The organism is Haemophilus sp. HN_Hi16 (assembly GCF_049823435.1).
GTDB classification, from domain to species: domain Bacteria; phylum Pseudomonadota; class Gammaproteobacteria; order Enterobacterales; family Pasteurellaceae; genus Haemophilus; species Haemophilus influenzae_D.
The window spans coordinates 172,826-195,915 of record NZ_CP187500.1 but is presented as its reverse complement, the minus strand read 5'-3'; the positions used below and the strand labels follow the sequence as shown (position 1 = coordinate 195,915).

The 23,090-nt window shown below is 38.1% G+C and carries 24 protein-coding genes, 2 tRNA genes, 2 pseudogenes and 1 riboswitch; of the genes and pseudogenes, 22 read left to right on the top strand and 6 right to left on the bottom strand.

Translation table 11 applies throughout. The features are described from left to right. The first annotated feature begins 59 nt into the window (after positions 1–59). Positions 60–206 carry a hypothetical protein gene (locus ACPT9C_RS01030; RefSeq protein ID WP_230306563.1) on the top strand — a complete coding sequence of 49 codons (147 nt, stop codon included), beginning with the start codon at positions 60–62 and terminating at the stop codon, positions 204–206. Positions 207–374: 168 nt separating this feature from the next. Then, positions 375–1,118: pseudogene (locus ACPT9C_RS01025) on the top strand (glycosyltransferase family 25 protein). Positions 1,119–1,178: 60 nt separating this feature from the next. Here the strand turns inward: ACPT9C_RS01025 and ACPT9C_RS01020 are convergent. Then, positions 1,179–2,021: a divergent polysaccharide deacetylase family protein gene (locus ACPT9C_RS01020; protein WP_050948755.1), complete on the bottom strand. Its 843-nt coding sequence runs from the start codon at positions 2,019–2,021 to the stop codon at positions 1,179–1,181. Continuing rightward, positions 2,021–3,253, bottom strand: coding sequence for a murein hydrolase activator EnvC (gene envC, locus ACPT9C_RS01015; RefSeq protein ID WP_050948754.1), 1,233 nt, complete (start codon positions 3,251–3,253; stop codon positions 2,021–2,023). The genes ACPT9C_RS01020 and envC overlap by 1 nt, the downstream gene beginning before the upstream one ends. 175 nt (positions 3,254–3,428) lie before the next feature. Between envC and ACPT9C_RS01010 the strand changes: the two genes are divergently transcribed. Then, positions 3,429–4,112 (top strand): 2,3-diphosphoglycerate-dependent phosphoglycerate mutase, encoded by a 684-nt coding sequence (locus tag ACPT9C_RS01010; protein WP_021034671.1) that lies wholly within the window; start codon positions 3,429–3,431, stop codon positions 4,110–4,112. A 77-nt stretch (positions 4,113–4,189) separates the two neighbouring features. Here the strand turns inward: ACPT9C_RS01010 and rpmE are convergent, their stop codons facing one another. Continuing rightward, complete coding sequence (gene rpmE / locus ACPT9C_RS01005; protein WP_005625828.1) at positions 4,190–4,402, bottom strand: 50S ribosomal protein L31; 213 nt, start codon at positions 4,400–4,402, stop codon at positions 4,190–4,192. A 175-nt stretch (positions 4,403–4,577) separates the two neighbouring features. Between rpmE and mutY the strand changes: the two genes are divergently transcribed. From mutY to ACPT9C_RS00980, 5 genes are all read left to right on the top strand, one after another. Next, on the top strand, positions 4,578–5,714 hold the full coding sequence (gene mutY, locus ACPT9C_RS01000; RefSeq protein WP_050948753.1) for an A/G-specific adenine glycosylase: 1,137 nt from the start codon (positions 4,578–4,580) through the stop codon (positions 5,712–5,714). Further along, on the top strand, positions 5,692–5,964 hold the full coding sequence (locus ACPT9C_RS00995) for an oxidative damage protection protein (protein WP_005690347.1): 273 nt from the start codon (positions 5,692–5,694) through the stop codon (positions 5,962–5,964). Before mutY ends, ACPT9C_RS00995 begins: the two co-directional genes overlap by 23 nt. Positions 5,965–5,978: 14 nt before the next feature. Further along, positions 5,979–7,052, top strand: a complete 1,074-nt coding sequence (mltC, locus tag ACPT9C_RS00990; RefSeq protein WP_050948752.1) for a membrane-bound lytic murein transglycosylase MltC — start codon at positions 5,979–5,981, stop codon at positions 7,050–7,052. A 237-nt stretch (positions 7,053–7,289) separates the two neighbouring features. Next, positions 7,290–7,365 (top strand) — tRNA-Phe (locus ACPT9C_RS00985). A 2-nt stretch (positions 7,366–7,367) separates the two neighbouring features. Further along, positions 7,368–7,443, top strand: a tRNA-Asn gene (locus tag ACPT9C_RS00980). Between the two features lie 139 nt (positions 7,444–7,582). Here the strand turns inward: ACPT9C_RS00980 and mazG are convergent. Beyond that, complete coding sequence (mazG, locus tag ACPT9C_RS00975; protein ID WP_050948751.1) at positions 7,583–8,374, bottom strand: nucleoside triphosphate pyrophosphohydrolase; 792 nt, start codon at positions 8,372–8,374, stop codon at positions 7,583–7,585. Positions 8,375–8,505: 131 nt separating this feature from the next. Here mazG and pyrR point away from each other — a divergent pair, with 131 nt between their 5' ends. The 14 genes from pyrR to ACPT9C_RS00905 all read left to right on the top strand — a co-directional run bounded on the left by pyrR (position 8,506) and on the right by ACPT9C_RS00905 (position 20,878). After that, positions 8,506–9,045, top strand: a complete 540-nt coding sequence (pyrR, locus tag ACPT9C_RS00970; RefSeq protein ID WP_042593314.1) for a bifunctional pyr operon transcriptional regulator/uracil phosphoribosyltransferase PyrR — start codon at positions 8,506–8,508, stop codon at positions 9,043–9,045. A 76-nt stretch (positions 9,046–9,121) separates the two neighbouring features. Beyond that, on the top strand, positions 9,122–10,057 hold the full coding sequence (locus ACPT9C_RS00965) for a peptidylprolyl isomerase (RefSeq protein WP_050948792.1): 936 nt from the start codon (positions 9,122–9,124) through the stop codon (positions 10,055–10,057). A 69-nt stretch (positions 10,058–10,126) separates the two neighbouring features. Beyond that, positions 10,127–11,170 carry an endolytic transglycosylase MltG gene (gene mltG, locus ACPT9C_RS00960; protein WP_050948791.1) on the top strand — a complete coding sequence of 348 codons (1,044 nt, stop codon included), beginning with the start codon at positions 10,127–10,129 and terminating at the stop codon, positions 11,168–11,170. A 16-nt stretch (positions 11,171–11,186) separates the two neighbouring features. Continuing rightward, entirely contained in the window at positions 11,187–11,819 is a 633-nt protein-coding gene (gene tmk, locus ACPT9C_RS00955; protein ID WP_050948790.1) for a dTMP kinase, read from the top strand. Then, positions 11,816–12,796, top strand: a complete 981-nt coding sequence (locus ACPT9C_RS00950; RefSeq protein WP_050948750.1) for a DNA polymerase III subunit delta' — start codon at positions 11,816–11,818, stop codon at positions 12,794–12,796. Before tmk ends, ACPT9C_RS00950 begins: the two co-directional genes overlap by 4 nt. 38 nt (positions 12,797–12,834) lie before the next feature. Next, positions 12,835–13,617, top strand: a complete 783-nt coding sequence (locus ACPT9C_RS00945; RefSeq protein ID WP_050948749.1) for a YchF/TatD family DNA exonuclease — start codon at positions 12,835–12,837, stop codon at positions 13,615–13,617. A gap of 26 nt (positions 13,618–13,643) precedes the next feature. Further along, the gene (locus ACPT9C_RS00940; protein ID WP_050948748.1) at positions 13,644–14,168 is read left to right on the top strand and encodes a DUF1523 family protein; all 525 of its coding nucleotides are present in this window, start codon (positions 13,644–13,646) and stop codon (positions 14,166–14,168) included. A 50-nt stretch (positions 14,169–14,218) separates the two neighbouring features. Next, positions 14,219–15,517 (top strand): hemolysin family protein, encoded by a 1,299-nt coding sequence (locus ACPT9C_RS00935; protein WP_050948747.1) that lies wholly within the window; start codon positions 14,219–14,221, stop codon positions 15,515–15,517. 70 nt (positions 15,518–15,587) lie between these two features. Continuing rightward, entirely contained in the window at positions 15,588–15,779 is a 192-nt protein-coding gene (locus tag ACPT9C_RS00930; RefSeq protein ID WP_012055040.1) for a DUF5397 family protein, read from the top strand. 8 nt (positions 15,780–15,787) lie between these two features. Beyond that, the gene (vapD, locus tag ACPT9C_RS00925; protein ID WP_050848517.1) at positions 15,788–16,066 is read left to right on the top strand and encodes a virulence-associated protein VapD; all 279 of its coding nucleotides are present in this window, start codon (positions 15,788–15,790) and stop codon (positions 16,064–16,066) included. 95 nt (positions 16,067–16,161) lie between these two features. After that, positions 16,162–16,692: a hypothetical protein gene (locus ACPT9C_RS00920; RefSeq protein WP_050948746.1), complete on the top strand. Its 531-nt coding sequence runs from the start codon at positions 16,162–16,164 to the stop codon at positions 16,690–16,692. A 71-nt stretch (positions 16,693–16,763) separates the two neighbouring features. Further along, positions 16,764–18,263: a fused PTS fructose transporter subunit IIA/HPr protein gene (gene fruB / locus ACPT9C_RS00915; RefSeq protein WP_050948745.1), complete on the top strand. Its 1,500-nt coding sequence runs from the start codon at positions 16,764–16,766 to the stop codon at positions 18,261–18,263. A gap of 1 nt (position 18,264) precedes the next feature. Beyond that, positions 18,265–19,206 carry a 1-phosphofructokinase gene (fruK, locus tag ACPT9C_RS00910; protein ID WP_050948744.1) on the top strand — a complete coding sequence of 314 codons (942 nt, stop codon included), beginning with the start codon at positions 18,265–18,267 and terminating at the stop codon, positions 19,204–19,206. A 1-nt stretch (position 19,207) separates the two neighbouring features. Further along, complete coding sequence (locus tag ACPT9C_RS00905) at positions 19,208–20,878, top strand: fructose-specific PTS transporter subunit EIIC (protein ID WP_050948743.1); 1,671 nt, start codon at positions 19,208–19,210, stop codon at positions 20,876–20,878. A gap of 61 nt (positions 20,879–20,939) precedes the next feature. Here ACPT9C_RS00905 and ACPT9C_RS00900 read toward each other — a convergent pair whose 3' ends face one another. Further along, positions 20,940–21,620 (bottom strand): metallophosphoesterase family protein, encoded by a 681-nt coding sequence (locus ACPT9C_RS00900; RefSeq protein ID WP_021034689.1) that lies wholly within the window; start codon positions 21,618–21,620, stop codon positions 20,940–20,942. Further along, a pseudogene (gene nadR / locus ACPT9C_RS00895) lies at positions 21,617–22,858 on the bottom strand (multifunctional transcriptional regulator/nicotinamide-nucleotide adenylyltransferase/ribosylnicotinamide kinase NadR); the annotation flags it as partial. The gene ACPT9C_RS00900 and the pseudogene nadR, both read right to left, overlap by 4 nt. Continuing rightward, positions 22,835–23,012: riboswitch (FMN riboswitch) on the top strand. (Overlaps the previous pseudogene by 24 nt.) Positions 23,013–23,090: the final 78 nt, after the last annotated feature.

Sequence of the window (23,090 nt, the reverse complement as noted above, 5' to 3'; positions counted from 1 at the left end):
CAAATCACATCGTTTACGATTTGTCTTTTTATAAATAAATATTTTATGAAGGTGGAATTATGTTAATCACATTAACACATATTAATAATAACTTGATAATAAGAAATGAAATTTTAGATAGTCTTGGCAAGCAAGCAAGCAAGCAAGCAAGCAAGCAAGCAAGCAAGCAAGCAAGCAAGCAAGCAAGCAAGCAAAGAGTGACTTAAATAGTACATCACAAAGCAAACAAATTATTCTTCAAGAAATAAATAAGGTAAAAGAAAAGAGAACAATATTAGAAAAAATAATAAGATTGTTTACTAAACATAAAAGAATTACTGCTAAACAAAATAAGCAGAAATTTATCGTTCCATTTAAATAACTATGGAGAGATTATGTTTATTACACCTATCTTCGTTATTAATCTAGAAAAATCTACAGATCGAAAAGCTTATATGCAAGCACAGTTTGAACAGTTATTTTCGAATAATTTAATACAAGAAATTCACTTTTTTAATGCTATTTATGGAAAATCAAATCCAAATTACCCATTGTTTCAACGTTACAATGAAAATAAGCGGTTGAATGCAAAGGGGTATCCTTTAACCTTGAGTCAATTAGGCTGTTATGCGAGCCATTATTCTATGTGGGAGAAATGTGTAGAATTAGATTACCCTATTATTGTATTAGAAGATGATGCTAAATTTAAAAATAATTTCTTAGAAGTACTTGATTTTATTAATAGCGATAAAAATACGTTTGAATTTTTCTGGTTACAACCTGATCGTTTGAAAAATAAAAGAAAATTGATCTCTAATTTCGGTAATCTTTCGATATATCAATTTAGTAAAGGATTCGCTGGTGCTACAGGTTATTATTTAACTCCCCAAGCAGCAAGGAAATTTTTAACACAAAGCAAGGAGTGGTATTTAACCGTGGATGTGACAATGGATCGTTTTTTTGAGAATAAAGTGCCACCTTATGCAATAGTACCATTTTGCTTAGAAGATGATGGCGAGATAGAATCAACTATTTATGAGAAACAAAAGAAATAGAAATCATTAAAAATAGTGATTATGAGAGAGTTGTTTAATCTAAAAACTAATATTAAAAGACGTATTTATAACTTATTCCATTGATAAATTGATATAGTAGACAAAGCAGTTGTTAATGTTTATTTTTAAATATTAGCAACTGTTTTATTTTGGAACTCCACGTAATAATCCTACAGGCTCAAAAGGTCCCATTGAGGTTGGCGCAGGCATTTCGCTGAATAATAAAATAAATGGCTTGGGCGGAATAACTTTTTCATTTCGCCATAAATTTCCCATTCCGACTAATTGAATATCTTCGGGTAAATTACGAAGTCCTGCTTGTAACACCGCAATGGTATTTGGACGAGGATGTCCTATCGCAATCGCGGTACCATGTTTCCTTGCATAGTGAATTGCTGCTTTAAATTGACGCTGAACGTCTGCGAATTCGTTACTATCATCTAAAAATATATGGCGATCTAATGAACGCACGCCTTGTTCTTTTGCTATTTTTCCTGCGACAGATTTTCCTATTGTTCGACTATCTAAAAAGAATAAATGTTTTTCTTGAAGTGCGGTCATTAAATAAGTCATTAATTGGGGATCGGCCGTTGCTGCACTGCCCATATGATTGTTCATACCGATGGCATCACGTACAATATTTTTAGCGGTATTAACGCGATCATTTACTTGTGCCGCAGACATTCCTAAATGTAATCCACCGTCTTCGATTTTAATTGCACTAATTGGTTGCATCGGCATATGAATTAAAATGTCTCTGCCTTGAGATTTTGCTTCTTGGTTACGTACTCGAGCATAGGGTGCGGCAGGAATAATTGCTACGGAAATTTCACGTGGCATTGCAAAAACAGCTGCATCTTCTTTGGAATGATAGCCTACATCATCAATGACAATCGCAAGTTTGCTTTGAGCAAAAGAAAAAGAGGCATAAAGTGCGGTAGAAAAAATGATGAAATTTTTTACCGCACTTTTTATCAGAATATTCATCAACGAACCCACCCTGCAGGATTTACTGGCGTTCCTTTACGGCTAATACCAAAATAAAGCGCAGAACGTGATATTTCCCCTGTATTTCCTACTTGAGCAATAACCTGCCCTGCAGAAACAAGCTGACCAGCCTTCACTGACACCGCTTGATTGAAGCCATATAAACTTAAATCAGTTGCGCCGTGTTTAACAATAACCATATAACCATAACCATTTAAATATCCCGCTAAAATAACGCGTCCAGCTGCAATTGCTTTAACAGGCGTGCCTGCTGATGCGCCAATTACCATACCTTTCCAACGTACTTCGCCTGCTTGGATAGAACCAAAAGTATGCAAAATTGAACCAGAAACTGGTGAGGAATATTGTTTTTTTGCTGCCCCTAAACCGCTTGTACTATTAAGTAATTGTCGTTCTTGCACAGTTGGTTGATAAGGTTTTGATGTTCGTTTTTCTTCAGCTTTTTGGCGTTGCGCAAGTGCCTCTCTTTCACGTTTTTCTTGTTCGCACGCTGCTTGTTCTGCTCGTTGAATTTCTTGACGAAGTGCTTGTTCGTTTGCTTTTAATGCATTCAATTTATCTTGATCTAGGGCTAAATTTTTATTGAGTTCATTCAGCGTAGATTGATGCTCTTGCTGTGCTTTTTGCAATGCTTGTTGTTGTTTTTTTTGTGTGGAAAGTTGATTTCGGTGGTTTTTTTGTTGAGCGAGAATCGCCTCTTTTTGTACTGCAATTTGTGCTTGCGTTGCTTTTAAATGATCAATCATTTCAATCCGAACTTGATTTAAATGCTGATAATAAACTTTCATTCGCTCTGCTTTTGTTGGATCTTGGGCAAACATTCGTTCAATCAGCGATGGATTAATGCCTGAACGGTAAATTATATCCATTTGTTTAGCTAATCGTTTTTTTTGCTCACGTTCCTGTTTTTCTAATTGTTTGAGCTGCTTATCTGCATCGGCAATTTGCTTACGAATTTCCTTTAAACTTATTTCTGTTTCAAGCAGTTTGCCCTCAACACTGTTAATTTTACTCTCGTGTTTTTTTAAATTCGCTTGCAACTTAGCTTGCTGAAGTTTTTGCTTCTCAATTTTAGATTCTTGTTGCTTAATTTGTTTTTGAATTTGATTGAGATCTGAAGATTGGCTGACAGGCGAAAATATTAATAAACCGCAGCTTAAAAGTGCGGTTAATAATAATGATGTTTTTTGATTAACGCCTAAACGCAACATAATTCATCCTAAATCCGTAAAACTCGCAAATCTTATCATATTTGTGAAAAGGCGAAAAAGTTTGATGGTTATTTTTTGCTAAAGATCAGGAAATCATCCCTTTTAACTTTTAAAGCTAAGGATTTTTTGCTATAAAATGTGCGTTCTTTTTATTTGAAAACATTAGGAGATTCTTATGGAATTAGTATTTATCCGTCACGGTTTTAGTGAATGGAATGCGAAAAACTTATTCACGGGTTGGCGTGATGTAAATTTAACAGAACGCGGCGTAGAAGAAGCAAAAGCAGCGGGTAAAAAACTGTTAGACAAAGGTTATGAATTTGACATCGCATTTACCTCTGTTTTAACTCGAGCAATCAAAACTTGTAATATTGTATTAGAAGAATCCCATCAATTATGGATTCCCCAAGTGAAAAACTGGCGTTTAAATGAACGTCACTACGGTGCTTTGCAAGGTTTAGATAAAAAAGCGACTGCGGAGCAATACGGTGACGAACAAGTTCATATTTGGCGTCGTTCTTATGATATTTCTCCACCAGATTTAGATCCACAAGATCCAAACTCTGCACACAATGATCGCCGTTATGCTAATGTTCCATCTGATGTTGTGCCAAACGCAGAAAATTTAAAATTAACATTAGAACGCGCACTTCCATTCTGGGAAGATCAAATTGCGCCGGCAATGCTTTCTGGCAAACGTGTTTTAGTGGTTGCTCACGGTAACTCACTCCGTGCGTTGGCAAAACATATTATTGGTATTTCTGATGCTGAAATTATGGATTTTGAAATTCCAACAGGTCAGCCTTTAGTTTTAAAACTTGATGATAAATTAAATTACGTAGAACATTATTATCTTTAATTAAGTTCAACGTATTGTAGTGCTAGCTTTATAAAACAAACCCCCGCAAATTGGCGGGGTTTTTAAACAAGTCCAAATTATTTTGTGCTTGGAATTTTGAAACGGCTGTTGAAACGCTCAACACGACCACCAGTATCAACAACACGTTGTTTACCAGTGTAGAATGGGTGGCAGTTACCACACACATCAAGGTTGATGTCTTTGCCTAAAGTTGAACGTGTTTTGATCACATTACCGCAAGAACAAGTCGCAGTAATTTCTTTATATTCTGGATGAATACCTTGTTTCATAGAAAACCTCAAAATGAAGCCACGCCGCTATAGGAACTTTCTCCCTACACCGCGTGAGTGAATAATACGCCATAATTGGCACCAAATAGGTTGCGAATTATACTGAAAAAATACAGATAAACAAGCTCTATTTTCGTGTAAAATCATCAGCATTTTTTACCGCACTTTTCTTTTTATGTTAGCAAAATCTTCCATCAATGCGCCATTTGCCAAATCTGTTTTAGCTTGGTATGACAAGTTTGGGCGCAAGCATTTGCCTTGGCAGCAAAATAAAACGCTTTATGGTGTATGGCTTTCTGAAGTGATGTTGCAACAAACGCAAGTTGCGACGGTAATTCCTTATTTTGAGCGGTTTATCAAAACATTTCCAAATATCACCGCACTTGCCAATGCTTCACAAGATGAAGTGTTACATTTATGGACGGGCTTGGGCTATTATGCACGAGCGCGTAATTTACATAAAGCTGCTCAAAAAGTGCGGGATGAATTTAATGGAAATTTCCCAACAAATTTTGAGCAAGTTTGGGCATTATCTGGAGTGGGACGTTCGACTGCTGGTGCCATTTTATCTTCTGTTTTAAATCAGCCTTATCCAATTTTAGATGGTAATGTGAAACGTGTGTTGGCGCGTTATTTTTCTGTTGAGGGATGGAGTGGCGAGAAAAAAGTAGAAAATCGCTTGTGGACATTAACGGAGCAAGTAACACCTACAGCGCGTGTGGCAGATTTTAATCAAGCAATGATGGACATTGGTGCAATGGTTTGCACGCGAACTAAGCCCAAATGCGATCTTTGTCCGTTAAATATTGATTGTTTGGCTTATAAAAATGCAAACTGGGAAAAATTTCCAGCTAAAAAACCTAAAAAAGTGATGCCAGAAAAAACTACCTATTTTTTAATTTTGTCGAAAAATGGCAAAGTATGTTTGGAACAGCGAGAAAACTCGGGATTATGGGGCGGATTATTTTGTTTTCCACAATTTGAAGATAAAGCCTCGTTGCTTCGTTTTTTAGCCCAAGAAAAAGTCACGCATTATCAAGAATGGTCGAGTTTTCGACATACATTCAGCCATTTTCATTTAGATATTCATCCAATTTACGCCGAAATGGAGAGTACTTTATGTGTGGAGCAGGCTAATTTGGACTGGCGAAAAGTGATGGAAAGTCCAAAAGAATACCAATCAAACCTATCAAGTGCGGTCAAATATTGGTATGATCCGCAAAATCCTGAATCGATCGGGCTGGCTCAGCCTGTGAAAAATCTTTTAATACAATTTGTAAGGAATCATTATGGCAAGAACAGTATTTTGTGAATATCTCAAAAAAGAAGCGGAAGGCTTAGATTTCCAACTTTATCCGGGAGAGTTGGGCAAGCGTATTTTTGATTCAGTAAGTAAACAGGCTTGGAGCGAATGGATTAAGAAACAAACGATGCTTGTGAATGAAAAAAAACTTAATATGATGAATGCAGAGCACCGTAAATTATTAGAACAAGAAATGGTTAATTTTTTGTTTGAAGGTAAAGATGTTCATATTGAAGGCTATGTTCCACCATCAAATTAGTTATCTATCCTACAATGAAAAAATATTTATTATTGGCATTGTTGCCTTTTTTGTATGCTTGTAGTAACTCACTGAATCAAGGTATTAACTATGATGAAGCCTTTGCTAAAGACACGCAAGGGTTAGATATTCTCACTGGGCAATTCTCGCATAATATTGACCGCATTTGGGGCGTAAATGAATTGTTAGTGGCAAGCCGTAAAGATTATGTGAAATATACAGATTCCTTTTATACGCGTAGCCACGTGAGTTTTGATGAAGGTAATATCGTTATTGAAACCCAGCGAGATCTAAATCGTTTACATAATGCGATTGTTCATACCTTGTTAATGGGTGCTGATGCAAAAGGTATTGATTTATTTGCTTCTGGCGATGTGCCGATTAGCTCTCGCCCATTCCTTTTAGGGCAGGTTGTGGATCATCAAGGGCAACAAATTGCTAATCAAGTTATCGCAAGTAATTTCGCCACTTATTTGATTCAAAATAAATTGCAAACACGTCGATTACAAAACGGGCATACTGTGCAATTTGTCTCTGTTCCTATGATTGCAAACCACGTAGAGGTGCGTGCACGAAAATATTTACCATTAATTCGTAAAGCTGCACAACGTTATGGTATCGATGAAAGTTTGATTTTGGGTATTATGCAAACGGAATCAAGTTTTAACCCATATGCGATTAGCTATGCCAATGCCATTGGTTTAATGCAGGTGGTGCCTCACACTGCGGGTCGAGATGTATTTACAATGAAAGGCAAAGGTGGACAGCCATCAACGCGTTATTTATATGATCCTGCAAATAATATTGATGCTGGCGTGTCTTATTTATGGATTTTGCAAAATCAATATTTAGATGGTATTACAAATCCAACCTCAAAACGTTTCGCAATGATTTCTGCATATAATAGTGGTGCAGGTGCAGTGTTACGTGTTTTTGATAATGATAAGGATATGGCGATTTACAAAATCAACCAAATGTATCCAGAGCAAGTTTATCGCATTCTAACGACTGCTCACCCATCATCACAAGCTCGCAATTATTTGTTGAAAGTAGATAAAGCACAGAAAAAATTTCGTGTAAGACGATAATTGAATTTTTTCAGATAATCAAAATGCTCGTTGGCTAACACCATCGAGCATTTTTTATTAAAAAAGTGCGGCAAATTTTAAAATAGTTTTTATTATTTCGTTGTTTTAATAAACATATTGATGATTAACTATTCAAATGAAATGTTTTTTCCATTTTTTTTGAATTTAGTTATTGACCGAAAACCGAAAAAATAGTTTAATACGCCCCGTTGTCAGGCAGTAGCCAATAACGATAACGCCTCGATAGCTCAGTCGGTAGAGCAGGGGATTGAAAATCCCCGTGTCGGTGGTTCGATTCCGCCTCGAGGCACCATTTCCTCCTTAGTTCAGTCGGTAGAACGGTGGACTGTTAATCCATATGTCGCAGGTTCGAGTCCCGCAGGAGGAGCCAAATTCAAAGAAACCGCTAAATAAATTTAGCGGTTTTTTGCTTTCTATTATTATTTGTTAAAGTCTTTAATAAATAATTTAGATGAGAAATATTAATCTGATGATTGTTTGATTGTGCTAATTTTTACCGCACTTTTCAATTAATTTTCTTGTTTTTTCACTTCATCCCACAACAAATCTAACTCAATAAGTGGCACATCATTAATTTGCTTGCCTTGTTGTTGAACCGCTTGTTCTACTGCTCGAAAACGACGTTCAAATTTTAAATTTGCTTTCCGCAATGCATCTTCAGGATCACATTTTAAGTGGCGAGCAAGATTGACAGTTGCGAACAATAAATCGCCGATTTCTTCTTCCACTTTATTTTGTTCAATCGAAGTACGGTTAATTTCAGCTTGAACTTCTTTTAATTCTTCCCGCACTTTGTCAAATACGGGTGAAATTTCTTCCCAATCAAACCCTACTTTTGAACAACGTTTTTGTAATTTTGCCGCTCGCGTAAGAGAAGGAAAAGCACGAGGCACATTATCTAAAATAGAGGTTTCTTCACTTTTACCTTGTTTTTCTTTGGCTTTCATTTCGTTCCAACGGGAAAGGGCTTCTGTTTCGTCCCCCGCTTTTGCATCACCAAACACGTGAGGATGACGGCGCACAATCTTTTCAGCGACATCTTGCAACACATCGTCAAAAGTAAAGTATTTATCCTCTGTAGCAAGCTGGCTGAAGAAAACGACTTGTAACAATAAATCCCCTAATTCTTCGCGTAAGTTTGGTATGTCTTTTTTCTCAATCGCTTCGATTACTTCGTAAGTTTCTTCCGTTAAGCAAGGAATCATGGATTGATAATTTTGTTTTAAATCCCAAGGGCATCCGCCATTTGGATTACGAAGTTGGGCAATGAGTTGAATAAAATCTTGAATGGAGTAGCGCATAATTTTATTTCCTTTGATGGAATGTTTTGGATAGTATAACGAAGGATAAAAATGGTGCAAATACCATCGCTTTTTAGGCGTATTTTCTTTATACTTTGCGCATTAAAACATTATTGATAAAGCTGGGAAAAATGGAAAAAATTATTATCGACCACGATCGTTTTCTTCGCACGATTTCGCGTATTTCTCACGAAATTATTGAAAAGCATCAATCTTTGGATGATCTTATTATTGTTGGGATTAAACGCCGTGGTGCGGAAATTGCTGAATTATTACAACGTCGAGTTGAAGAATTAAGTGGTATAAATTTACCCTCAATGGAGCTGGATATCACTTTTTATCGCGATGATTTAACTTTGGTGGATCAGGAAGATAAAATGCCAGTTTATAGTGGTTCATCACAATATTTGAATATTCAAGATAAAACCGTCATTTTGGTTGATGATGTGTTGTTTACTGGTCGAACCATTCGAGCGGCAATGGATGCACTGACTGATTTTGGACGAGCGGCAAAAATTGAATTAGTGATTTTTGTTGATCGTGGTCATCGTGAATTACCAATTCGTGCTGATTACGTAGGTAAAAATGTGCCAACAAGTCGTGATGAACTTGTCCAAGTTCGCACTGAAAAACAAGATGGCAGTTACGAAGTCGTTATATTAGGGAAATAAATTTTGTCTATTGTGAACCTTCAGTAGAATTGTTACTCTAACCAACGTTATTGACTCTTTTTTGGATGAAATGAAAATGAAAAAATTTGTTTTAAGATCTTTTTTATTGGCTGCTTTGGGATGTGTCGCTTTCGTTTCTATGGCACAAGCGGAGGAACGTGTTGTAGCAACAGTGGATGGTATTCCTGTATTAGAAAGTCAAGTACGTGCGAATATGGGTAAAAAAGGTGATCGCCAAAGCGCGATTGATAAAATTATTGATGATATTTTGGTGCAAAAAGCAGTTCAAGAATCGGGAGTCAAAATTGATCCTCGTGAAATTGATCATGTTGTGGAAGACACCGCAGCTAGAAATGGCTTAACTTATGGTCAATTTTTAGATGCACTGGATTATCAAGGTATTTCATTAAATGCATTTCGTCAGCAAATTGCCAATCAAATGATGATGGGGGCTGTACGCAACAAAGCTATTCAAGAAAGCATTGATGTGACGCGTGAAGAAGTTGTCGCACTCGGTCAAAAAATGTTAGAAGAAGCGAAAGAAAAGGGTACGGCACAAAAAGTTACAGGTAAAGAATATGAAGTTCGCCATATTTTGTTAAAACTTAATCCATTGTTAAATGATGCTCAAGCAAAAAAACAATTAGCTAAAATTCGTTCTGATATTATTGCAGGTAAAATAACTTTTGCAGATGCGGCTTTAAAATATTCTAAAGATTATTTATCGGGGGCGAATGGCGGTAGTTTAGGTTATGCGTTCCCAGAAACTTATGCACCACAGTTTGCGCAAACTGTTGTGAAAAGTAAACAAGGTGTGATTTCTGCACCATTTAAAACTGAGTTTGGTTGGCATATTTTGGAAGTAACTGGCACACGTGATGGCGATCTTACATCAGAAGCCTACACCCAAAAAGCATATGAACGTTTAGTAAATACTCAATTACAAGATGCGACGAACGATTGGGTCAAAGCATTGCGTAAAAGAGCGAATATTCAGTATTTTAATAAATAACAAAGTATCAAAAACAAAGGGGCTTAATTGCCCCTTTTGTTGTTTTTTATTTTCTCTTTCTTATACCTTATGAAGAAATTTTTAATTGCGATTTTACTTTTAATTTTGATTTTAGCGGGCGTGGCTAGTTTTGGTTATTACAAAATGACTGAATTTGTAAAAACACCAGTAAATGCGCTGGCAGATCAACTTTTAACTATTGAACGTGGCACAACAGGTTCAAAATTAGCCGCACTTTTTGAGCAAGAAAAATTAATTGATGATGGGAAATTATTACCTTATTTGCTTAAATTGAAACCCGAGCTAAATAAAATAAAAGCAGGGACTTATTCTCTTGAGAATGTTAAAACTGTGCAAGATTTACTGGATTTGCTTAATTCAGGTAAGGAAGTGCAGTTCAATGTAAAATGGATTGAAGGAAAGACCTTCAAGGATTGGCGAAAAGATCTCGAAAATGCACCGCACTTGGTGCAAACCTTGAAAGATAAGAGTAACGAAGAAATTTTCTCATTACTTGATTTGCCAGATGTCGGTCAAAATCTTGAACTAAAAAATGTGGAAGGTTGGCTTTATCCTGATACTTATAACTATACGCCTAAATCGACAGACTTCGAGTTACTTAAGCGATCGGCTGAGGGAATGAAAAAGGCGTTAAATAAGGCTTGGAGCGAGCGTGACGAGGATTTACCTTTAGTCAATCCTTATGAAATGTTGATTCTGGCGTCTATCGTAGAAAAAGAAACGGGCATTGCTGCTGAGCGAGCAAAAGTGGCATCGGTATTTCTCAACCGCTTAAAAGCAAAAATGAAATTACAAACGGATCCAACGGTAATTTATGGGATGGGCGAAAATTACAATGGTAATATTCGCAAAAAAGATTTAGAAATGCCAACGCCTTATAATACGTATGTGATTGATGGATTACCGCCAACGCCAATTGCTATGCCAAGTGGCAGTTCGTTACAGGCTGTTGCGCACCCAGAAAAAACAGATTTCTATTATTTTGTGGCAGATGGTTCTGGTGGGCATAAATTTACCCGCAATTTGAATGAACATAATAAAGCGGTACAAGAATATTTACGTTGGTATCGCAGCCAGAAAAATGCCAAATAAAAGTGCGGAAGAAAATATGAAAGGAAAATTTATTGTCATTGAAGGCTTGGAAGGTGCGGGGAAAAGCTCCGCTCATCAGTCTGTTGTGCAAGTTTTGCATGAACTGGGGATTAAAGATGTGGTGTTTACTCGCGAGCCTGGTGGAACGCCATTGGCAGAGAAATTACGCCATCTAATTAAACATGAAACCGAAGAACCCGTGACAGATAAAGCAGAGTTATTAATGCTTTATGCAGCACGTATTCAGTTGGTGGAAAATGTGATTAAGCCTGCTTTAATGCAAGGAAAATGGGTAGTGGGAGATCGTCACGATATGTCATCTCAGGCATATCAAGGTGGCGGACGTCAATTAGATCCGCATTTTATGCTTACTTTGAAAGAAACCGTATTAGGCAATTTTGAGCCAGATCTCACAATTTATTTGGATATAGATCCAATTGTTGGTTTAGCGCGAGCTCGTGGACGTGGCGAGTTAGACCGTATTGAACAAATGGATTTGGATTTTTTCCATCGTACTCGAGCAAGTTATTTAGCATTAGTAAAAGATAATCCAAAAGCAGTAATGATTAATGCAGAGCAGAGTATTGAACTTGTTCAAGCTGATATAGAAAGTGCGGTTAAAAATTGGTGGAAATTAAACGAAAAATGACCGCACTTTATCCTTGGCTAATGCCAATTTATCATCAAATTGCTCAAACCTTTGATGAAGGTTTGGGGCATCATGCTGTGCTGATTAAAGCGGATGCTGGTGTAGGTGTAGAACGTTTATTTGATGCACTTACACAGAAAATAATGTGTGTGGCTCAAGGCGATAAACCTTGTGGTCAATGCCATTCTTGTCATTTAATGCAAGCCCATAGCCATCCAGATTATCACGAGTTAAGCCCGATTGACGGTAAGGATATTGGCGTTGATCAAGTACGCAATATTAATGAAATTGTTGCTCAACACGCACAACAAAACGGCAATAAAGTGGTGTATGTGCAAGGGGCGGAACGTTTAACGGAAGCGGCTGCTAATGCGTTATTGAAAACATTGGAAGAGCCTCGTCCAAATACTTATTTTTTGCTTCAAGCGGATAGTTCAGCTAGTTTGTTGGCAACTATTTACAGTCGTTGCCAAGTGTGGAATCTGTCCGTGCCTAATGAACAAATGGCTGTTGATTGGTTGAAATCAGAAAGTGCGGCTGAAAATCAGGAAATTTTGACCGCACTTGCGATGAATCTTGGGCGACCGCTTTTAGCCTTAGAAACGTTACAACAAGGGCTGATTGAACAGCGTAAAAACTTCTTACGTCAATTTTGGGTGTTCTATCGCCGACGTTCGCCATTGGAATTGCTTCCGTTGTTTGACAAAGAACGCTATGTTCAGCAAGTGGATTGGATCTTGGCTTTTCTTTCTGATTGTTTAAAACATAAACTTGAAATTGATAGCTATCGACAAGTGGCTGATCTCGGGCGTGGTATTGAACAATTCAGCGATGAGCAAACTGCTCTTGGTTTATTACAAGCAATCAAAATTGTGCAAAAAGTGCGGTCAGATTTGCTTACAATTAATGGTGTGAATGTTGAATTAATGCTATTAGATGGCTTGACGCGATTAGTCACAGAAGTGTTTAAGGGTTAATTATCAATTTACCCAAGGTACAAATTAGGAAAATAATTATGTTTATTGTTGATTCTCACTGTCATTTAGATGCGTTGGATTATGAAAATTTACATAAAAATATCGCGGATGTGGTGGAAAAAGCGCGCGCACGTGATGTGAAACATTTGCTTGCCATTGGTGTAACCTTAAGCCGTTTTGAGCAGGCTTATGACTCTTTACGGGAATTTAATAATGTCTCCCTTGCTTGTGGTGTGCATCCACTGGATTTTGAAGAAGAACCTTATGACGCAGAACGTTTATTGCGTTTGGCGCAAGATCCGAAAGTGATTGCGATTGGCGAAATTGGATTAGATTATTATTACAGCTCAGACAATAAAGCGGCACAACAAGCGGTGTTTGGCAGCCAAATCGATATTGCAAACCAATTAGATAAGCCTGTAATTATTCATACACGTTCGGCAGGCGATGACACCATTGCAATGTTACGCCAACACCATGCTGAAAAGTGCGGTGGCGTTATTCATTGTTTTACGGAAACCATGGAATTTGCGAAAAAAGCGTTGGATCTAGGTTTTTACATTTCTTGTTCTGGTATTGTAACCTTTAAAAATGCCGAAGCGATTCGTGAGGTTATTCGTTATGTACCAATGGATCGCTTATTGGTGGAAACGGATTCGCCTTATCTTGCGCCAGTGCCTTATCGAGGAAAAGAAAATCAACCCGCTTATACGAGAGAAGTTTGTGAATATGTGGCAACCTTAAAGGGCGTTTCTGCCGATGCGTTTGCTCAAATCACTACAAAAAATTTCGAGCGTTTATTTAAAATTCGTGTAGAATAAATGAACAGTTCTGACAAGGGAAAAGTATGCGAAAGTTTTTTAAATATTTCTTATTTATTGTTGTTTTTTTATTCCACGGTTTTATGTTTTCTGTGGTGAATTATGTGTTCCCCCATTATGATGTGACACGTGTTACTGGCGTAGAAGTTAAACGTGTTGATAAAGATGGGCCAATCACCAAATCGAATCCAGCTAATGGCCCAACACGTGATGTGTATTACATCAATACGCAAAATGACGATGGCAAAATTATGGTGTATCGCAATGAAGATACGCGTTGGGGTTTCCCGTTCTACTTCAAATTTGGTTCAGCCAATTTACAGGCTGAAGCGCAGGCTTTGGGGAATGACAACAAACTTGTGCAAATTAAATACTATGGTTGGCGTATTACGATGATAGATGAATATCGCAATGCAACTTCAATTAAAGAAATTACTGTTGATGATACACCAAGCAATCCGATTGTTTCGTGGATTTTATATGTATTCTTGCTGGCGACATTATTTTTGTCTATCCAATTTATTCGCGGCTGGTTTGACAGCGACAAGTAATCTCCCAAACGGCCGCAAAGTGCGGTCGTTTTCTTTTATATTTTTGAGTAATGATTATGGAATTATTTCATACTATTTTGGCAATTGTGGCTTTAATTTTAAGTAGTGCAGTTGTTTCTTCTGCTGAAATTTCTCTAGCGAGTTCTCGCAAGTTAAAATTGCAATCTCTTGCGAACGAAGGCGACGTGCGTGCGCTTCAAGTGCTTAAATTACAAGAGCATCCTGGTCGTTTTATTACGGTGGTTCAAATTTTGTTGAATATGGTGGCGATTTTGGGTGGGGGAATTGGCGAAAGTGCGCTAAGTCCTTACATTGCAGATATTTTAAATCGTTCTTTTGAAGGAAGTTGGATTGAGCCAACCGCCTCTACAATCGCTTTTATATTAGTGACTTGTTTGTTTATTTTATTTGCTGATCTTATTCCAAAACGTATTGCCATTACTTATCCTGAAGTGGTGGCTTTGCGCGTTGTGGGTATTATGAATTTTAGTATGTATGTGTTTAAACCGCTTGTGTGGTTATTTGATACGCTTGCTAATGCCTTTTTCCGTCTATTTCGCATTTCTACTGTGCGTGAAGATGGCATGACCTCTGAAGATATTTTCGCCGTAGTTGAAGCAGGCGCAGAAGCTGGTGTGTTGAAAACTCAAGAGCATTATTTGATCGAAAACATTTTCGATATGCAAGCCCGTACAGTAACTTCCACCATGACAACCCGTGAAAACATCGTATATTTAGACCGCACTTTTTCTCGCCAAGAAGTCATGGATACGCTTTCTCGTAATTCTCATTCTAAAATTGTGATTTGTGACAATGGCCTTGATAAAATCTTAGGTTATATCGAATCCCATACCTTGCTCACAATGTATTTGCAAAATGAAAATGTGGTGCTCACAGATCCTAAACTACTCCGTAAAGCATTATTTGTGCCTGATACGCTTTCTCTTTACGAAGTGTTGGAATTGTTTAAATCTACTGGCGAAGATTTTGCCATTATTGTGAATGAATATGCTCTTGTGGTGGGTATTGTTACACTAAATGATGTGATGAGCATTGTTATGGGGGAATTGGTTTCTAACGAAGAAGAATATATTGTGAGCCGTGATGAAAACTCGTGGCTGATTGATGGCGCAACGCCATTAGAAGAAGTTACTCGAGTATTAGATATTGCTTATTTTCCCGATGAAGAAAACTACGAAACCATCAGTGGTTTTATGATGTATATGTTACGTAAAATCCCGAAAAAAACCGATTCTGTGGTTTACGGAAAATACAAGTTTGAAGTGATTGATACAGAAAACTTTAAAATCGATCAGATTTTGGTGTCTTTAGTTAAAGAGCAGGAGTAGAAGTGCGGTAAATTTTTATCCATTTTTCTACAAAATTATGTTATAAAACCATAAAAATATGAGGTTAAATATGGAACTAAGACAACAAATTCCAACGGGCTGTATTAAACAATTCGGGCAATTTGGCGTGCCTTATGTGGTTGGCGAGGTTGCGGAATTTTTGCCAGATGGCGATGCGTTGGTAAATATCACATTGTTACAATCTGGAGAAAAAGATATTTATCGCTTATCTCACTTACTTGAAGATCCCGAAGCTGAATAAGGAAAACTATGTACGCGATTGCTTTTGATTTAGTTGTAAAAGACACTCAAGATTATCATCCAAAAGGTGTTCAGCAGGCTTATACAGACATTGGTGCGGTTTTAGCAAAATTTGGTTTTGTTAGAACACAAGGAAGTTTATATACCAATACAAATGAAGATATGGCAAACCTTTTTCAGGCAATGAATTCGCTAAAACAGTTGGCGTGGATTTCTCAGTCGGTACGAGATATTCGTGCTTTTCGTATTGAGCAATGGTCTGACTTCACTGACTTTATACGAAGTTAAGCATTTGTTTAAATGGGGCTTATAGGCTTCCTTGCTTAATCCCACGCAGCCAGTATAATGGCTGCGTTTTTGTTGATTCTCAATTAGGTATGACTATGTTTAAAAAAACCTCTGTTTTATTTTTTACCTTAATATTGGCAGGTTGTTCTTCTTGGTCGTCTATTACTAATTATGTTCCATTTATGGGGAATGATAAAAAAGTGATTGATTTAGATAAGGATAAAATCGATCAGAAATCCTATGCAGCAGCTTATGAAGCGACAGTGGCGACATATAAAGGTCGCGTGAATGAAAATTTCTTTGTAGATAATTTTGCAAGTGGTGCGAATGACTGGTATTTAGGTCGTATTTTAGTTCCTGTGAAACAAATTCAAGATAAACTTTACACTGGCGGACATGATTCTGATGTATATGCTTATTATAGTGGCGTGTTACATGCGGAAGCATTGCAAGCTAATCTTAAACGTTTAAGTGTAAGCTGTTGGGAAAAAGTAGATTCGCAAAGTATGGCTCAAGGTATTTATGATGCGATGCGTGATTTACAAAAAGGCGAAGCTCGCGGAGAAAATGATGAATATATTGTGCAAGGTAGTGAGGCGCTGCTGAAAGCCTGTACATCTAAATAATTGTTTTTCAATAAGCTGCTGGTCGATTTGTTTCATCCGCAGCTTTCTTTTTAAATTATTAAGGAGCAAGAATGTTAGAACTTTCGGAAAGCAACATTCATTTAAATGCTAACGCAGCTGATAAACAACAAGCAATTGAAATGGCAGCGTCCGCATTAGTTCAAGCAGACAATGTGGAAAATGGTTATTTGCAAGGAATGTTAGCGCGTGAGTTGCAAACCTCTACCTTTTTAGGCAATGGTATCGCGATTCCTCACGGCACCTTGGATACTAGTTCGATGGTAAAGAAAACGGGCGTGCAAGTGTTTCAATTTCCTCAAGGCATAGAATGGGGCGAGGGCAATATTGCTTATGTCGTGATTGGTATTGCGGCGCGATCTGATGAACATTTGTCTTTGTTACGCCAACTTACTCAGGTTTTGAGCGATGAAGATACCGCAGCGAAATTAGCAAAAATAACTGATGTGGATGAATTTCGCACGATTTTAATGGGCGAGATAATTGAGCCATTTGAAATTCCTGCTGCCAATATCAGTTTAGACGTAGATACCCAAAGTTTATTAACTTTAGTTGCGATTAATGCGGGGCAATTACAGGTGCAAAGTGCGGTAGAAAATCGCTTTATTTCTGAAGTGATTAATAATGCGGCATTACCGCTTGGCAAAGGATTATGGGTAACGGATTCTGTCGTAGGAAATGTGAAAAATGCCTTAGCATTTAGTCGTGCCAAAACGATCTTTAGCCACAATGGCAAAGCCGTAAAAGGCGTGATAACTGTTGCAGCTGTCAGTGATCAAATTAATCCAACTTTAGCGCGTTTATTAGATGATGAGGTTCAAACAACCTTGCTCAATGGTAATTCAACAGAAATTTTGACCGCACTTTTGGGTTTAGCGTGTGATGTTAAAACTCAATCCGTAGAAGGTGCTGTTGTAGGAACTTTTACAATTCGTAATGAACACGGTTTACATGCTCGTCCAAGTGCAAATTTGGTTAATGAAGTGAAAAAATTCACTTCTAAAATTACTGTGCAAAATCTTACTCGTGAAAGTGAAGTCGTCAGTGCAAAAAGCTTGATGAAAATAGTTGCACTTGGTGTAACGCAAGGGCATCGCTTACGTTTTGTGGCTGAAGGAGAAGATGCCAAACAAGCGATTGAATCATTGGGCAAAGCGATAGCCAATGGCTTGGGCGAGAATGTTTCTGCAGTGCCACCGTCTGAACCCGATACCATTGAGATTATGGGCGATCAAATTCACACATCTGCGGTAACAGAAGATGATAATTTGCCAGCAAATGCCATTGAGGCCGTGTTTGTGATTAAAAATGAGCAAGGTTTGCACGCTCGCCCAAGTGCGATATTGGTAAACGAAGTGAAGAAATATAATGCTTCCGTAGCAGTTCAAAATCTTGATCGTAATTCTCAATTAGTCAGTGCTAAAAGCTTGATGAAAATTGTGGCATTAGGCGTAGTGAAAGGGACTCGTTTACGTTTTGTTGCGACGGGCGATGAAGCGCAACAAGCTATTGACGGAATCGGTGCTGTAATCGAATCGGGTTTAGGGGAATAGTATGGCAAACGTCGTAACAATTACCTTAAATACCGCTTATGATTTAGTCGGGCGTTTAAAACGTATTCAACTTGGCGAAGTAAATATCGTAGAAACGCTGGGCTTATTTCCTGCAGGGAAAGGCATTAATGTTGCAAAAGTACTAAAAGATTTAGGCGTTGATGTTGCAGTCGGTGGTTTCTTGGGCGAGGATAATTCAGCTGATTTCGAGCAAATGTTTAATCAGCACGGTTTGGAAGATAAATTCCACCGTGTTGATGGCAAAACGCGTATCAATGTAAAAATTACCGAGACTGAAGCGGATGTGACAGACTTAAATTTCTTGGGATATCAAATAAGTCCACAAGTTTGGCAACAATTTGTGACGGATTCTTTGGCTTATTGTTTAGATTATGACATTGTCGCAGTTTGTGGCAGTTTACCTCGAGGTGTGTCTCCTGAATTGTTTGCTGATTGGTTAAATCAGCTTCATAAAGCTGGTGTAAAAGTGGTGCTTGATAGTAGCAATGCTGCGCTCACCGCTGGATTAAAAGCGAAACCTTGGCTAGTAAAACCCAATCATCGAGAACTTGAGGCTTGGGTTGGTCATCCATTAAATCGTCTTGAAGAAATTATTGCCGCTGCACAGCAACTCAAAGCGGAAGGCATTGAAAACGTGATTATTTCAATGGGCGCAAAAGGTTCTTTATGGATTAATAATGAAGGAGTGCTCAAAGCAGAACCACCAAAATGTGAAAATGTAGTGAGTACCGTTGGGGCAGGGGATTCCATGGTAGCAGGCTTAATCTATGGTTTTGAAAAAGGTTTATCGAAAGCAGAAACCTTAGCTTTTGCTACGGCTGTGTCCGCTTTTGCAGTGTCTCAAAGTAATGTTGGTGTGAGTGATTTGAGTTTACTTGACCCCATTTTAGACAAAGTACAAATAACGATGATTGAAGGATAGTATGAAGTTATTTTTAACCCAATCAGCTAATGTAGGCGATGCGAAAGCCTATTTATTACATGAAGTTTTTCGAGCGGCTGCGCAAAAAGCGAATGTTTTTATTGTAGAAACACCAGCCGAAGCAGATCTTGTTCTCGTATTTGGTTCTGTATTACCAAATAACCCTGCTTTAGTTGGTAAAAAAGTCTTTATTATCGGTGAAGCTATCGCCATGATTTCTCCTGAAGTAACGCTGGCAAATGCCTTAGCCAATGGGGCAGATTATGTTGCACCGAAAAGTGCGGTAAGTTTTACGGGTGTTTCTGGTGTAAAAAATATTGTTGCGGTAACTGCTTGTCCAACTGGCGTTGCACATACGTTTATGTCTGCCGAAGCGATTGAAGCCTATGCGAAAAAACAAGGTTGGAATGTAAAAGTTGAAACCCGTGGTCAAGTTGGGGCTGGCAATGAAATTACTGCAGAAGAAGTCGCGGCGGCTGATTTGGTATTTGTTGCAGCAGATATTGATGTGCCTTTAGATAAATTTAAAGGTAAACCAATGTACCGCACTTCAACAGGATTAGCCTTGAAGAAAACCGAGCAAGAATTTGATCAAGCATTTAAAGAAGCCAAAATTTTTGATGGTGGAAATAATTCGGAATCGAAAGAAGAAAGCCGTGAGAAAAAAGGTGTGTACAAACACTTAATGACTGGTGTTTCTCATATGTTACCGTTAGTGGTTGCGGGTGGGTTGTTGATCGCGATTTCCTTTATGTTCAGTTTTAATGTAATTGAAAATACAGGAGTTTTTCAAGATCTTCCCGATATGTTGATGAATATCGGCGGAGGTGTGGCGTTTAAATTAATGATAGCCGTGTTTGCTGGTTACGTTGCATTTTCTATCGCTGATCGTCCAGGGCTTGCAGTTGGTTTGATTGCTGGGATGTTGGCAAGTGAATCGGGTGCAGGGATTCTTGGCGGTATTATTGCTGGTTTCTTAGCGGGCTATGTGGTGAAAGGGCTGAATGTGATTATTCGATTGCCAGCAAGCCTGACTTCATTAAAACCGATTTTAATTTTACCGCTCTTAGGTTCGATGATTGTTGGTTTGACGATGATTTATCTCATCAATCCACCAGTGGCTGAAATTATGAAAGAGTTAAGTAATTGGCTTACTTCAATGGGCGAAGTGAATGCGATTGTGTTAGGTGCAATTATCGGCGCAATGATGTGTATCGATATGGGCGGACCGGTAAATAAAGCAGCGTACACTTTTTCGGTTGGATTGATTGCTTCCCAAGTTTATACGCCAATGGCTGCGGCAATGGCAGCAGGTATGGTTCCACCAATTGGTATGGCAGTTGCGACTTGGATTGCTCGCAATAAATTCACAGTTAGCCAACGCGATGCAGGGAAAGCATCATTTGTCCTTGGTTTATGCTTTATTTCTGAAGGCGCATTACCATTTGTGGCAGCAGATCCAATTCGAGTCATTATTAGCTCTGTGATTGGTGGTGCGGTGGCTGGTGCGATTTCAATGGGATTAAATATTACATTACAAGCTCCGCACGGCGGATTATTTGTCATTCCATTTGTATCTGAGCCGTTGAAATATCTTGGTGCAATTGCGATTGGTGCTTTATCAACAGGTGTAGTTTACGCTGTCATTAAATCGAAAAACAATGCGGAATAATACCGCACTTTGAATGTAAAAAAGCCGATTCATTTGAATCGGCTTTTATTTTGGAATAGATTTATTTTTCACGATCGTCGATCGTTTGTAGCAAATAATTTCCCTCTGCATCAGCAAGACTGCGGAAACCTACATTTGTGATTTTGTAGGGGTAGTTTGTTCGATAAGTAAAGTTTTCGTGATGATGTCCGTGGAATACTTGCTTAACCCCCATCTTCATTGCCAAATCATTAATTACTTGGAAACCCATCGGATGTGGCTTAGGAGCTTCGTGACAAATCAACACATCCGCTTGTTGGTTTTCTAAGATTTCAATATCTGATGGAAAAATTGACGTGCGATGACGCAAAGGCACACCGCCTCGCCAGATTTTCTCTTGTGGACTATATTGACAATAATGAATAGGATCAAAAAACATGGGGCGATTTGGCGGAATCCAGATTTGCCCGCGGAATACACCGCCTAATCCCGCAATGCGGGTTCCTTGAATATCAACTACGCGATTGTGTAAATTACGTGATTGCCACTCAGAACCCCAAATTGAATCAAAAGCACTAATGGTTTTACTATCATGATTTCCATGAATAAACCAAATATCACAATGTTGTGCGAGTTTATCCAATTCATCTGCTGTCGTGAGCTGTAAATCGCCTAAAATTATCAGTGCGACATTTTCCTGTTCTTTTATAAAAGGGTAAATATGATCATAGCTTCCGTGCGGATCACCAGCAAATAAAATCATTGAGATGTCCCCTTTATAGGAAAAGTTGTGTTTTGTAATTCACTGATTTCTTCTTCATTTAACACTTTCTCAATGACGGCTTTAACTTGGTTATAACGTTCAAGATAACTTGGCGATTCAATCTCTATGTAAGGAACTTTATATTTATCTAACAGTTTTTTGAGTAGTTGTTGAAATTGTTGGCGTTGCTTTTGTGAACCTAAGCTACGCAAGCCATCATCCACCCATTCAGTATTATTTTTAAGCAAAATAGTGACATCGAAAGGATATTCTTTAATCATTGAGTCTAAAAATGGGTGGGCTTTTCCTTCATATTGAATACAGAACGCTTGCGTAGTGATGAAATCCGTATCAATAAATGCAATTTTATGTGCATGGCGAACTGCATAATCAATGTATCGTTGATGACCAAGAGCCATTTGCGGATAATCAGAATATTGCATGGCCTGCTCATTGCCACCTAGCTTTTCAAATACAAATTCACGTCCGTATTCCCACGCGGAAGTGGTATTAAATACGGCGGCTAATTTATTCACAAGCACGCTTTTACCACTGCTCTCTCCTCCTAAAATCGCTACCGTTTTGGCAAAGAAAGGACGAACTTCTTTCGGAATAAATTTCCAATATTGGAATGGTGTCGTACGAATTTTAGTGGCGGACACATTAAAGAAAGTGCGGTCAGGATCGACTAACGAAACTTCTAAACCTAAGTATTTTTCGTAAGGTGCTTTATCTTGAGGTTCGCTACTAAATACGATTGAAGGTTCAAAATGTTTTTCATGAAATAGGGTTTTAACCGCTTCACTCCAAGATTGCCAGCCATTTGGATAACTTGGAATACCGTCTTCAACTAAATGATGAATAAAAATCTGATTTTTTTGATATTTGAAAATTTGCTGCATCCAACGCAAACGATCTTGCACGGTTGGCATACGTTTCATTTTACTATCGTAAAACAATTTCAAATCGCGCTCCGTATCACTACACACGATAACGTGTAGTTCATCGACTTTACTGAACGCTTCATAAATCATATTTATATGACCTGTGTGTACAGGATAAAATTTCCCGAAAATGACACCGACTTTTTTTTCTTTTGCTTTTGACATAATCCGCTCTTGATAGCGTAAGAATTGAGTGTGTTTATTGTAGGATAAATGAAAATATTTTTCACGTTCTGATTTAGTGCCTAGGTATTTTGCGTTATACTTAGCACGCATTCTCAGGGCAGGGCGAAATTCCCTACCGGTGGTAAAGCCCACGAGCGTTTAAAAGTGCGGTCAATTTTTGGCAAATTTTCCCTGCGAAATTGTCCTGACATTCATTTTTAAAGTCAGCAGATTTGGTGAAATTCCAAAGCCGACAGTAAAGTCTGGATGAAAGAGAATAAAACGAATTGGGTTCCCAAATCGTTCATTTTATTTGCATTTCTCAGCCCTGATTCTGGTATTTAATTGAAATCTCAAATTA